General features: G+C 71.5%; 11 protein-coding genes. 4 read left to right on the top strand and 7 right to left on the bottom strand.

What is annotated here, in order from left to right; translation table 11 throughout:
- Positions 1-78: 78 nt before the first annotated feature.
- Positions 79-654 (bottom strand): TetR/AcrR family transcriptional regulator, encoded by a 576-nt coding sequence (locus tag ABZ855_RS14010; protein ID WP_360806022.1) that lies wholly within the window; start codon positions 652-654, stop codon positions 79-81.
- A gap of 101 nt (positions 655-755) precedes the next feature.
- Here ABZ855_RS14010 and ABZ855_RS14005 point away from each other — a divergent pair, with 101 nt between their 5' ends.
- A complete protein-coding gene (locus ABZ855_RS14005; protein WP_360806019.1) occupies positions 756-1607 on the top strand; it encodes an SDR family oxidoreductase in 852 nt (283 codons plus the stop codon).
- 131 nt (positions 1608-1738) lie between these two features.
- On the opposite strand, the gene ABZ855_RS14000 is transcribed toward ABZ855_RS14005, so the two are convergent.
- Both ABZ855_RS14000 and ABZ855_RS13995 read right to left on the bottom strand, forming a co-directional pair.
- On the bottom strand, positions 1739-3076 hold the full coding sequence (locus tag ABZ855_RS14000; RefSeq protein ID WP_360806016.1) for an MFS transporter: 1338 nt from the start codon (positions 3074-3076) through the stop codon (positions 1739-1741).
- An 82-nt stretch (positions 3077-3158) separates the two neighbouring features.
- On the bottom strand, positions 3159-4586 hold the full coding sequence (locus tag ABZ855_RS13995) for a helix-turn-helix domain-containing protein (protein ID WP_360806013.1): 1428 nt from the start codon (positions 4584-4586) through the stop codon (positions 3159-3161).
- A 166-nt stretch (positions 4587-4752) separates the two neighbouring features.
- Here ABZ855_RS13995 and ABZ855_RS13990 point away from each other — a divergent pair, with 166 nt between their 5' ends.
- From ABZ855_RS13990 to ABZ855_RS13980, 3 genes are all read left to right on the top strand, one after another.
- Entirely contained in the window at positions 4753-5364 is a 612-nt protein-coding gene (locus ABZ855_RS13990) for a hypothetical protein (RefSeq protein ID WP_360806010.1), read from the top strand.
- Between the two features lie 100 nt (positions 5365-5464).
- Positions 5465-5692, top strand: a complete 228-nt coding sequence (locus ABZ855_RS13985; RefSeq protein ID WP_360806007.1) for a hypothetical protein — start codon at positions 5465-5467, stop codon at positions 5690-5692.
- A 267-nt stretch (positions 5693-5959) separates the two neighbouring features.
- Positions 5960-6994, top strand: coding sequence for a helix-turn-helix domain-containing protein (locus ABZ855_RS13980; protein WP_360806004.1), 1035 nt, complete (start codon positions 5960-5962; stop codon positions 6992-6994).
- On the opposite strand, the gene ABZ855_RS13975 is transcribed toward ABZ855_RS13980, so the two are convergent.
- The 4 genes from ABZ855_RS13975 to ABZ855_RS13960 form a co-directional block, all read right to left on the bottom strand.
- Positions 6893-8299, bottom strand: coding sequence for an MFS transporter (locus ABZ855_RS13975; RefSeq protein ID WP_360806001.1), 1407 nt, complete (start codon positions 8297-8299; stop codon positions 6893-6895). The genes ABZ855_RS13980 and ABZ855_RS13975 overlap by 102 nt on opposite strands.
- A gap of 123 nt (positions 8300-8422) precedes the next feature.
- Complete coding sequence (locus tag ABZ855_RS13970) at positions 8423-9472, bottom strand: Zn-dependent alcohol dehydrogenase (RefSeq protein ID WP_360805998.1); 1050 nt, start codon at positions 9470-9472, stop codon at positions 8423-8425.
- Between the two features lie 21 nt (positions 9473-9493).
- Positions 9494-10642, bottom strand: coding sequence for an acyl-CoA dehydrogenase family protein (locus ABZ855_RS13965; protein WP_360805995.1), 1149 nt, complete (start codon positions 10640-10642; stop codon positions 9494-9496).
- Positions 10643-10970: 328 nt separating this feature from the next.
- A complete protein-coding gene (locus ABZ855_RS13960; RefSeq protein ID WP_360805992.1) occupies positions 10971-11885 on the bottom strand; it encodes an SDR family oxidoreductase in 915 nt (304 codons plus the stop codon).
- Positions 11886-11961 lie beyond the last annotated feature (76 nt).

Genomic DNA, 11961 nt, shown 5'->3' with positions numbered 1-11961 from the left:
TCAGGTTACCGGGATGGGCCTCGCCCCTCGGCGTGCCCGGCGACACCGACGGCCGGCCCGAAGCGGGGCAGCTCGGGTTCAGCTCCCGCTCGGGCCATTGGCCAGCGCGTCCATGAGGAGGCCGACGAGCCGGCTGGCCTGCTCTTTGGTGCCGTGCTGCACGGCATAGGCGATGCCGCCCATGAGGAGCAGGACATCGTCGGAGGTGACGTCGGTTCGCAGGCTGCCGTCTCGGGCGCCGGCCTCGAGGAGGGTGGCGACGGCGGCGGTAAGGAGTGCGCGGCTGTCGGCGTACGGGTCGACTCCGGAGGCGATGACCGCGTTGAGTGCTGCGGACATGCCGCTCTTGGCCGTGGCGTAGTTGACGAAGTGTTCCATCCACATCCGGGTGGCCTCGGCGGCCGGATGCCGGGCGAGGAGGTCTGGCGCCTTCTCGCAAACGCGGATGAGCTGGTGTCGGTAAGCGGCGTCGATGAGGGCTTCTCGAGTCGGGAAGTGCCGGTAGAGCGTGCCGACACCGACGCCCGCCTGCTTGGCGATGGCGGCCGGCGCGGTGTCCAGCCCCTGATCGGCGAAGGCCTGGGCCGCGACCTCCAGCAGACGCTCCCGATTGTGCAGCGCATCGCTCCTGGTCCGGCGGGGGGTGGCGGGCATGTGGGTTCCTCCGGCGCCTGGCTCCTGTTGCAATCCGGAATGCGTTCCGCTTAACTCCTAACCGGAATACATTCCGTTAGCACTCTACTTCAGGAGACTTCATGCCCACTCTCTCCGACAAGGCAGTACGTCACTGGTTCATCACCGGAGCCTCCGGCGGTCTGGGCCGCCACCTCACCGAGCATGCCCTCCAGCGCGGCGACCGCGTCACGGCCACGGTCCGCCGCCCCGCAGCCTTGCAAGACCTGCGCGAGACGTTCGGCGACCGGCTGACCGTGGAGACCCTCGACGTCACCCGGTCGACCGACATCGACAAGGTGATCGCCAAGACTCTCCGATCCGCACCGGTGGACATCGTCGTCAACAACGCCGGATACGCAGTCGTGGGCGCCGCCGAGGAGATGACCGTCGAGCAGATCCGCGACCAGATCGAGGTCCTCCTGCTCGCTCCGATGCTGATCACCCGGGCCTTCCTGCAGCCGATGCGCGAGCAGGGCGGAGGCCGGATCATCCAGATCTCCAGCATGGGCGGCCAGATCGGCACCCCCACGCACAGCTCCTATCACGCGGGCAAATGGGGACTGGAAGGCTTCACCGAGAGCGTCAGCCGCGAAGTCGCGGACTTCGACATTCATCTCACCCTGGTCGAGCCCGGCGCCACCCGCACCGGCTTCGCCTCGGCCCTGCGCTACACCACCGAATCGACCCCCTACCGCGACAACGCCGTGGGCCGGACGAGGCGCTACCTGGAGACCGCCGACGAGAGCGTCTTCACCGGCGACCCGGCCAAGCTCGCCGCCGCCATCCATGACACCACCCGCCACCCGAACCCGCCCCTGCGCCTGGCTCTCGGTTCCGACACCTACAACGCCGTCCACACCGCACTCACCGAACGTCTCACCGCACTCGAGACCCAGAAGGAACTCGCTGCATCCGTCGCCTTCGCTCACTGATCCGCCCACCGACACGCGGCGTCAGACACAGCGGCCATCCGCCTCTACGAGCGCCACGGCCGACTCGGAACCGGCCGGGCAACCCACCAGCCTGCGTCGTCCGACCGCACCGCCCGCCCGGCGCCCAGTTCTCAGGCCGCCGCCACCCTCGTCATCCCAACGACAGGCCGCCGCCTGCGGATGACCAGCGCCATCAGCGCCGCCGCCGCGCACAGCGCGCCCGACGCGTACCAGACCACGTCGTACGAGCCGAAGACGTCCCGGGCCAGGCCGCCGAGGAAGGCGACGAGGGCCGCGCCGACCTGGTGGGAGGCGAGGACCCAGCCGAAGACGATCGCGCTGTCGTCGCCGTAGTGCTCGCGGCACAGGGCGACGGTGGGCGGGACGGTGGCGACCCAGTCGAGGCCGTAGAAGACGATGAAGAAGACCATCGGCGGGTGGACGGACGGGCCCAGCAGCACGGGCAGGAAGAGGAGCGAGACGCCGCGCAGCGCGTAGTACACCGCCAGAAGGCGGCGCGGGTCGTAGCGGTCGGTGAACCAGCCGGAGCCGATCGTGCCGACCACGTCGAAGACGCCGATGACGGCGAGCAGTGAGGCGGCGGCCGTGATGGGCATGCCGTGGTCGTGGGCCGCGGGCACGAAGTGGGTCTGGATCAGGCCGTTGGTGGAGGCTCCGCAGATCGCGAAGGTGCCGGCGAGCAGCCAGAACGGGCCGGTGCGCACCGCCGAGAGCAGCACCTGGACCGTGCGGCGCGCCGCACCCTGCACGGGGGCCGGCTTCGGTACGAACTCCGCGGCCCCGTACGGCTTCAGACCCACGTCGGCCGGGTGGTCGCGCAGCAGCAGCCAGACGAAGGGGACGACCGTCAGGGCGGCCAGGGAAACCGTCACGGCCGCGGGGCGCCAGTCGTACGTCTCGATGATCCACGACAGCAGCGGCAGGAAGATCAGCTGGCCGGAGGCGGACGCGGCGGTCAGGATGCCCGTCACCAGACCCCGCCGCTCGGTGAACCAGCGGTTGGTGACGGTCGCCGCGAAGGCGAGCGCCATCGAGCCGGTGCCCAGCCCGACCAACAGGCCCCAGCACAGCATCAGTTGCCAGGCGGCCGTCATCCACACGGTCAGGCCGGAGCCGAGCGCGATGATCCCGAGGGCGACCGCGACGACCCGCCGGATACCGAAGCGGTCCATCAGCGCGGCGGCGAAGGGTGCCGTCAGCCCGTAGAGCGCGAGGTTGACGGAGACGGCGGCGCCGATCGTGCCCCGCGACCAGTCGAACTCGTCGTGGAGAGGGTCGATGAGCAGCCCGGGCAGCGAACGGAAGGCTGCGGCACCGATGATCGTCACAAAGGTGACAGCGGCGACGAACCAGGCCCGGTGGATACGCGGGCGCGGGGCCGGGCCGGGCTTGCGGAGATCGTCGGGGGAATCGGCGGCATCGGCGGCCTGTCTTGAAGTCGTCGTCACGCCGTCAAGCGTCCGACCTGCGCACTCCACGGACGAGTGGCCCGAAGGACAGTATTCACTAGGATCGGGCCATGGGCCACGGTCAGATTGCCCCACCGCTCCCGCGCGACGACCGGGTCTGTCCAGAGTCCGAGTCTGTGATCCAGCGCCCTTCGGCGGAGTCGTGCACGTACGTCGGCCTCCCCCTGGTCCCGCTCGTGCGGAACGGCTTCCCGCCGTCCGTGATCCGCACCGTCCCCGTACGGCCCCCGGCGCTCCACTCCAGCTCCAGGTACCAGCGGCAGTCGCAGCCCGCCGTCCGCGCGGAGACCAGCAGCTCCTCGGGGTCGGAGGAGGTGACCTTGTACGGGAAGGAGACGGCCGGGATCTTCCGGACCTCGGCGCCGGAGGCGTCAAGGCCGTCGACGGGCCTCGCGAGCGGGCGCGGCCGGTCGAGGTCCACGGCGAAGTGGCGCGGGGTGACGGCGCCGCCACAGCCGTTGTCCATCCGGTACGCGTTCCACGGCAGCGGCGCGGCGCGGTCGACCACGCGCACGTGCAGGGCGTGGAGGACGACGGCGTCGGACGGCGACCGGCCCTGGACCGTGATCCGCACCAGCGCCTCCCCGCCGTGCACGGCACCGTGCGTCCCGGCCCACGCCCCGGAGTCGGCCGCGACCGGCGGCGAGGCGACCGCGCGGGGGGCCCGGTCCACGAGGTAGGTGTGCCCGCAGCCGCCCTCCCAGAGCTGGGAACCGATGCTCCAGGTGAAGGGGAGGGGGGCCGCGGTCCGCCCCGGAGCGGTGGAAGCCGGAGCGGGGGCGGATGCCGTACGGGTGGGGTGGCCGAGCAGTGCGGCGGCGAGGGCGAGCACGACGAGGGCGACGGCGGCGGCGACGAGGAGGGGAGCGGGGGCGCCACGACGGGGGCGGGCACGGGGCGCCTCCGGCGCGGACGGATCCGCGGCGGACGGTTCCGGCGCGGACGGTTCCGGCGTGGACGGATCCGGCGCAGACGGATCCGGCGCAGACGGATCCGGCCCGGACGGTTCCGGCGCAGACGGTTCCGGCGCAGACGGTTCCGGCGCCGACGGATCCGGCGCAGACGGTTCCGGCGCAGACGGTTCCGGCGCCGACGGATCCGGCGCAGACGGTTCCGGCGCGGACGGTTCCGGCGCGGACGGTTCCGGCGCAGACGGTTCCGGCGCAGACGGATCCGGGTTCGATTCCGGCTCGGCCGACACGGCCGGCACAGGTGTGGGCGCGGGCGAGGTCGCTCGGCGGCGGGCGCGGTCCGCCTCCGTCCAGGCCGCCTCCAGGGCCCGCCGTTCCTCCTCGTCCGCCCCGCACAGCAGGGCGAGGCGGTCGACCACGGCGAACTCCTCCGGGACGGTCGCGCCCGAGCAGTAGCGGTGGAGGGTGGACGCGCTGACGCTCAGCCGCCGGCCCAGCGCCTCGTAACTTCTCCCGTCCCGCGCCTTCAGCGCGCGCACGAGCCCCGCGAACTCCTCCACGGCGGCGTCCTTCGGCATTCCATCCCCCTCGCCCCTGCGTCCCATCCTCACGTCCTTGCACGTCAACGGGGGTGGAATGGTTCCGGGACGGCTGGTGGGCGCGTGATCGTTGCAGTCGGCGGGCGCCGGCCCCACGCTGGTTGAGCACTGACCGAACGAACGACCCGACGGGGGATCCACCACCATGAACAAGCTCCGCACCGCACTCGCCACCGCAGCCGCTGCCGCACTGGGCCTCGCGGCCCTCGCCACAGCCCCGGCGCAGGCGCAGGCCGCTGCCCAGCCCGCCTTCCTCGCCGCCTCCCAGATGCCGCCGTCGTCGACGCCGTGGACCGCCACCCAGGTCTTCACCGGCGTCCCGGAGAACGGCGGCGTTCTCTGCGCCCCGTACAAGATCCCGGCGCAGAACACCCGCTACCGCGAGTTCAGCACCGAGCTCGACACCAACGGCGTCCAGGTCACCACCGTCGCCCGTACCGAGGCCGACGCCGTGAAGCTGGTCGACACCCTCCGCGGGGCCCTCGCCGGCTGCGGCCCCCGGCTGGAGCAGCAGAACCCGGGCCTGCAGGCCGTCAGCGCCTCCCACGGCAAGCTCGCCGTCGAGGAGGGCGCCTGGGTCTACAGCCTGGACACCGCCGACCCGCAGATCGGCATCTCCGACATCCACCTGTTCTCCGTCGGCCGCGACGGCCGCACCGTCACCCTCGTCCGCTGGGGCCAGATGGGCGACCTCAAGGACGCCCCGCTGACCGCCTTCCGCACCACGACGAAGACCGCCGTCAACAAGCTCCACTGACCCGGGGGGCTCCCCCGAGGGCTAACGAGAACTCGGCGACCAACCGATGACTTGACGGATCAGCCCCATTAGGTCTCTTTTGTGTGCCTGGAGGCTGCTCGTGACACTGATCGAGATCGACCCTCAGGACCTCCTGACGGCCGCTCAGGCCGCAGCGCTCATGGGCGTCACCGCCTGTGCCGTACGCCTGTGGGCGAGCAAGGGCCTCATGGCCCATGTGGACCTCGGCGACAAGGGCCCGAAGCTCTACCGCATCCAGGACGTCACCAAGGCCGAGTTGGCCTCCAGCCGCCGCGCGGCCCAGAGCCGCTTCCAGAACGCTGCCTGACTTTAAAAGCGACACGGCCGTCTGACGCCCGCCAGCGCCGGACGGCCGGCTCGCTCAGCTCTCGTCCTCGGCCCCACTGGCTGTGCCCTACCCGAGGGCGAACATCAACAATGCTTGGAGCGAGGCCACTGGACTCGCCGATCCTTCTGACCTGCGGAATCCCTCGCCTGTAGCCGGACGCATCACGCCGACCGGCAACAATCGGCAACCAACCGGCGATCGGCCACCACAGCTGGCCCGAAGGGCAGCATTCGCTAGGATCAGGCCATGCCTGTCCCGTCCTCGACCGACTTCCGCCCCCACCGCGTCGTCGTGCTCGCCCTCGACGGCCTGCTGCCCTTCGAGTTGGGCATCCCGCACCGTATCTTCGGCCGGCCCCGGGATGCCCTGCGCCGGCCGCTGTACGACGTCGTGACCTGCTCGATCCGGCCGCCGGGTCCCGTCGAGACCGACGCCGACTTCTCCATCCAGGTCGCCCACGGGCCGGAGGCCCTGGCCACCGCCGACACGGTGATCGTCCCGGCTTCGTACGAGCTCGGGCCGGTCTTCGAGCTCGGGGTGCTGACCGACGAGCTGGCCGCCGCCCTCGCCCACATCCGGCCCGGCACCCGGCTCGCCGCCATCTGCACCGGCGGGTACGTCCTCGCCGCCGCCGGCTTTCTGGACGGCCGCCCGGCGGCCACGCACTGGGCCGACGCCGAGCACTTCCAGCGGATCTTCCCGCAGGTGAAGGTCGACGCGGACGTTCTCTTCATCGACGACGGCGACGTCCTGACCTCTGCGGGCGTCGCGGCCGGGCTCGACCTGTGCCTGCACATGGTCCGCCGCGACCACGGCGCCGCCGTCGCCAACGAGGTGGCCCGCCGTACGGTCGTACCGCCGCACCGGGACGGCGGGCAGGCGCAGTACATCCAACGCCCGCTCCCCGAAACCCAGTTGGCGACCACGACCACCGCCCGCGCCTGGGCACTCGGCCACCTTCACGAGCCACTCCAGCTGCGCGACCTGGCGGAGCAGGAGTCCATGTCGGTACGTACGTTCACGCGCCGGTTCCGTGAGGAGGTCGGCGTCAGCCCGGGCCAGTGGCTCACCCAGCAGCGCGTGGAACGGGCCCGGCACCTGCTGGAGTCCACCGACCTGTCCGTCGACCAGGTGGCCCGCGACGCCGGCTTCGGCACGGCCCAGTCGATGCGGCAGCACCTACAGGCGGTGCTCGGGGTCACACCGACCGCGTATCGCCGTACCTTCCGGGCCGGGGCCGTCGAGGCGGCCGGGAGCGGGACCGGCAGGATCGCCGGCTGAGACACCTGGGACACCTGAGGCGGCAGGACCAACAAGACCGGCAGGACCGGCCGTTACGACGGTGTCGGCGCCCCGCGCCGAACCGTCCCCCGTGCGGGTCTCGCCCCACCACCCGACGCCCGTCAGCACCAGCGTCAGGGCCACGCCGGCCAGGACCGCGGTCGACGGTGCGGTCACCTGGAGCAGGGCGCCCGCGAGGGAGCCGGCCGCCGCGTAACCGGCCCCGGCAGCCGCGTACATGACCGAGTAACCCGCGGCCAGGGCACCGGGCGGCAGCGCCTCACGCAGGGACAGGTTGCGGGTGACCAGCGCTCCCGACTGGAGCATGCCGCTCACGGCCAGCGCGGCGGCGATCCCGGCCATCCCCGGTATCAGCGCGGCGCCGGTCACGCAGACGGACATCCCGACGATCAGGACCACGCTGCGGGTGCGCAGCCGCCCCGGCCAGGCTCTCAGCCCGTAGAGGAAGGCACCCAGGCCGGCGCCGACCGCCATTCCCGCCAGGATCGGGCCGGACCAGCCGACACCGATCCCGCGCTGTTCGAGCAGCGCGGGCAGCACGAGTTCGGCCAGACCGAGCAGGGTGAGGCTGGCGGCACCGGTGACGTACACCGGCCAGGCGCCGACCAGCAGACCGAGCAGTGACGGCCCCGCCCCCTCCTGCCCCTGACCCTTCCCTTGGCCCTTTCCTTGGCCCTTCCCGCGTCCCTGCCCCTCTCCTCGCGCGTCGGCCGTCCCCCAGTCGGCCGGAAGCAGCCACAGGCCCACGAGCGACGACGCCATGAGTAGGGCGGCGAGGAGCAGGGGGAGGCGCGGGGCCAGTCCCAGCGCGAGGCTCGTCACGGCGGCCGGGGAGACGGCCCACACACCCGACATCAGCATCGACTCGGCGGACATCGCCTGCGCCACGGCCCGCGCCGGAACCAGGTCGGTGAGCAGCGCGCGCAACCCACCGGCGCTGGCAGCCGGAGCACCGCCCGCCACGAACGCGAACCCCGCGAGAACCCCGGGATGCGCACCCGGGAAAACCCCGAGCGCCACGAAACCCGCAGCCCCCACGACGAGCCCCGCGGCCAGTTGCGGACGGGCCCGTTCGGGACGTAGCCGCAGACCGAGAGCCGGAGCGCCGACGATCTCCCCGAGTACGTACGCGGCGGCGAGAGCCGCGCCCAGGGCATAGCCGCCCGGCCGTTCCCGCACCAGGAACACCAGGGCCAGCGGGGCCATGGCGACCGGCATACGGGCACCGACGGAGGTGCAGGACCAGATCAGGACCTGCTTCGTGGCGACGTCGCGATAGCTCATGGGCCGAAGGTAGAGGCCGGGACCGACAATGCCCCAGGGGATTTCCAGCACCTGTGGACAACTCCTGGCATGCCCAACTCAGACACACCGGACTCCCAGCTCCCCGCTCCCAGGCCTCAGCTCTCAGAAAGTCAGCACCCCTCGCGCGACCCGCCCCGCCTCCGCGTCCCCCATCGCCTTCTCGAAGTCCTCGACCCGGTACGTCTGTGTCACCAACTCGTCGAGCAGCAGCCGTCCTTCGCGGTACAGCTCGGCGTACAGCGCGATGTCCCGCTGCGGCCGCGAGGAGCCGTAGCGGCAGCCGAGGATCGACTTGTCCAGGTACATCGAAGAGACGAGGAAGGACGCCTCGGCGGTCGCCGGTGGTACGCCGAGCAGGATCGCCTGACCGTGCCGGTCGAGCAGGTCGACGGCCTGACGTACGAGTTCGACGCGCCCCACGCACTCGAAGACATGGTCCGCGCCCGTCGGGAGGAGGTCCCGCACGCCCTCCGTCGAGGTCAGGAAGTGGGTCGCGCCGAACCGTCGCGCGACCGTCTCCTTCGCCGGGTTCGCGTCCACGGCGACGATCCGCAGGGCGCCCGCGATCCGCGCACCCTGAAGGACGTTCAGCCCGACCCCGCCCGTACCGATCACCACGACGGTGTCGCCCCGGTCGACCCGGGCCCGGTTGAGCACGGCGCCCACCCCGGTCAGGACCCCGCACCCGATGAGCGCGGCGGAGGACAGGGAGATGTCCGCGGGTATCCGCACCGCCTGTACGGCCTTCACCACCGTCCGCTCCGCGAACGCCGAGTTGGACGCGAACTGGAACACCGGCCGCCCGCCCCGGGTGAACGGCCGTCCCGGCCGCCCGATGGCCTGCCGACACATGGTCGGGCGCCCCCGGTCGCACTCCGCGCACGCACCGCAGTTGGCGAGCGTCGACAGCGCCACGTGATCCCCGGGCGCGACATGGGTGACACCGGCCCCGACCGCCTCCACCACCCCCGCGCCCTCGTGCCCGAGCACCACGGGAACGGGGAAGGGGATGGTCCCGTCCACGACGGAGAGATCGCTGTGGCACAACCCCGCCGCCGAGATCGCGACGAGCACCTCCCCCGCGCCCGGATCCCGTACCTCCAGATCGTCGACGACCTCGATCTGCTTTCCGTCGAAGAGCACACCTCGCATCACGCAGCCCCTTGTCAGCTGTCAGCCCTTGGGTTCTCTCGGCAGTCCGAGCACGCGCTCGGCGATGATCGTTCGCTGGATCTGGTCGGAGCCGCCGTAGATCGTGTCGGCCCGGGAGAACATGAACAGGTGCTGTGCGGCGTCGAGTTCGTACGGTGTCGCCTCGGACCACGGAACCGGCCCCACGGCCGCCCCCGCCCCACGCACCGACACGGCCAGCTCACCGAGCCGCTGATGCCAGCCACCCCAGAGCAGCTTGGCCACGCTCGGGGCGCCGAAGTCACCCGAACTCCCCAACGTACGCAGGGCGTTCCACCGCATCACCCGCAACTCGGCCCACTGCCGCACGAGTCGCTCCCGCAGGACGGGATCCCCCACAGCCGCCCCGCTGTCGACGGCGGCCCGCACGACCCGCTCCAACTCCCCGGCGAAACCGATCTGTTGAGCCAGGGTCGACACCCCCCGCTCGAACCCGAGGAGGCTCATCGCGACGTTCCAGCCGTTACCCTCACCTCCGACGAGGTGTTCCGCGCGCGCGTGTGCCCCGTCGAAGAAGACCTCGTTGAACTCGCTGGTCCCGGTCATCTGCCGGATGGGCCGGACCTCGATCCGCCCCGGCTGGTCCATGGGAACGAGCAGAAAACTGAGCCCCCGGTGCCGGACCGAGCCCGCTTCCGTGCGGGCCAGCACGAAGCACCAGTCGGCCTCATGGGCGAGGGACGTCCAGATCTTCTGCCCGGTGATCCGGTACGAGCCGTCGGCGGCCCGCTCCGCTCGCGTACTCACCCCGGCGAGGTCGGACCCCGCCCCTGGCTCGCTGTACCCCTGGCACCAGAGTTCCTCACCGGCGGCGATGGGCGGCAGAAACCGCGCCCGCTGCTCCTCGGTACCGTGCGCGAGCAGCGTCGGAGCGAGCAGGTTCTCTCCGATGTGCCCGGACCGCGCCGGCGCCCCCGACCGCGCGTACTCCTCGGCCCACACAACCTGCTGCGTAAGACCGGCAACCCGATTCCCGTACCCACCCTCCCCCCAGGAAAGCCCGATCCACCCCCCTTTACCAAGCATCCGCTCCCAGGCACGCCGCTCAAGCCCCCCCTCGACATGCCCACAAAGCCAAGCCCGAACTTCCACCCGAAACTCGTCATCCCCGCCACCGAACGCAAAGTCCACAGCCCTCTCCTCTCAACGCAGGACACGACCGACTCCCCAGGGGCGCGGGGAACTGCGCGACCAGCCACGGACGGCCCGCAGCCTCAAAAGCAACCAGCACCCCCACCCACCCAGGGGCGCGGGGAACTGCGCGACAAGCCACACCCAGCCCGCACGAGGCCAAACAACCAGCACACCCACCCACCCAGGGGCGCGGGGAACTGCGCGACAAGCCACACCCAGCCCGCACGAGGCCAAACAACCAGCACACCCACCCACCCAGGGGCGCGGGGAACTGCGCGACAAGCCACAACGCACCCACACCCGCCAAACCACCCCGGCCCCCGACCTACTGGGCGTTCGGCCGCCCCCCACCCCGCGCCGCCTCCTCCATCCGCTCCACCTGCGAAAGCATCGGCATCGGATCCACCCCCACAGTCCCCGGCAAAAACTCCGCGATCCCCTCCACCGTCCACCCGCCGGAGGCATACGCCGCCCGCAACTCCCTCGGCTGCGCCCACACCGCGATCTTCGGCCCCGCCACCGTGTACACCTGCCCGGTGATCCCCTGCTCCTTCGCACGGTCGGACAGCAGATACACGACCAGCGCCGCCACATCCTCCGGCTCCCCGATCTCCGCCAACTCCATCGGCACGTTCGCCGACATCCGCGTACGGGCGACCGGCGCCACCGCGTTCGCAGTCACCCCGTACTTGTGCAGCCCCAGCGCCGCGCTCCGTACGAGCGAGATGATCCCGCCCTTCGCCGCGCTGTAGTTGGCCTGCGACACCGACCCCTGGTGGTTGCCGCTGGTGAACCCGATGAGCGTCCCCGACCGCTGCTGCCGCATCACCGCCGAGGCCGCCCTGAACAGCGTGAAGGTGCCCTTGAGGTGGGTCGCCACGACGGGGTCCCACTCCTCCTCGGACATGTTGAACAGCATTCGCTCGCGCAGGATCCCGGCGACGCACACAACACCGTCGAGGCGCCCGTACGACGACAGGGCCGTGTCGACGATGCGCCGGCCGCCGGCCATGGTGGACACGTCGTCGGCCACGGCGACCGCGTCCCCACCCGCCGCCACGATCTCCTTGACGACGCCCTCGGCGATCTCGCTCGTCGGTGAGGCGCCGTCGATGGAGACGCCGTAGTCGTTGACGACGACGCGGGCGCCCTCGGCCGCCGCGCCCAGCGCCACCGCCCGGCCGATGCCCCGCCCCGCGCCCGTCACGGCGATCACCTTGCCTGCCAAGAAGTTCCCCATGTCCGGCCCCTTCCCGCGGTTTCTGACGGACCGTTAGATTTTATGACCCGTCAGATATGCGGAGGCAAGCCCCGGG

This window comes from Streptomyces sp. NPDC047042 (assembly GCF_040644035.1).
Classification (GTDB): Bacteria; Actinomycetota; Actinomycetes; order Streptomycetales; family Streptomycetaceae; genus Streptomyces.
The sequence above is the reverse complement of the archived record's forward strand: the minus strand, read 5'-3'. Positions and strand labels throughout refer to the sequence as shown.

Coding starts and splice junctions, on each gene's coding strand:
- ABZ855_RS14010 (WP_360806022.1), bottom strand. CDS start 654: ATGCCCGCCACCCCCCGCCGGACCAGGAGCGATGCGCTGCACAATCGG.
- ABZ855_RS14005 (WP_360806019.1), top strand. CDS start 756: ATGCCCACTCTCTCCGACAAGGCAGTACGTCACTGGTTCATCACCGGA.
- ABZ855_RS13995 (WP_360806013.1), bottom strand. CDS start 4,586: ATGCCGAAGGACGCCGCCGTGGAGGAGTTCGCGGGGCTCGTGCGCGCG.
- ABZ855_RS13990 (WP_360806010.1), top strand. CDS start 4,753: ATGAACAAGCTCCGCACCGCACTCGCCACCGCAGCCGCTGCCGCACTG.
- ABZ855_RS13980 (WP_360806004.1), top strand. CDS start 5,960: ATGCCTGTCCCGTCCTCGACCGACTTCCGCCCCCACCGCGTCGTCGTG.
- ABZ855_RS13975 (WP_360806001.1), bottom strand. CDS start 8,299: ATGAGCTATCGCGACGTCGCCACGAAGCAGGTCCTGATCTGGTCCTGC.
- ABZ855_RS13970 (WP_360805998.1), bottom strand. CDS start 9,472: ATGCGAGGTGTGCTCTTCGACGGAAAGCAGATCGAGGTCGTCGACGAT.
- ABZ855_RS13960 (WP_360805992.1), bottom strand. CDS start 11,885: ATGGGGAACTTCTTGGCAGGCAAGGTGATCGCCGTGACGGGCGCGGGG.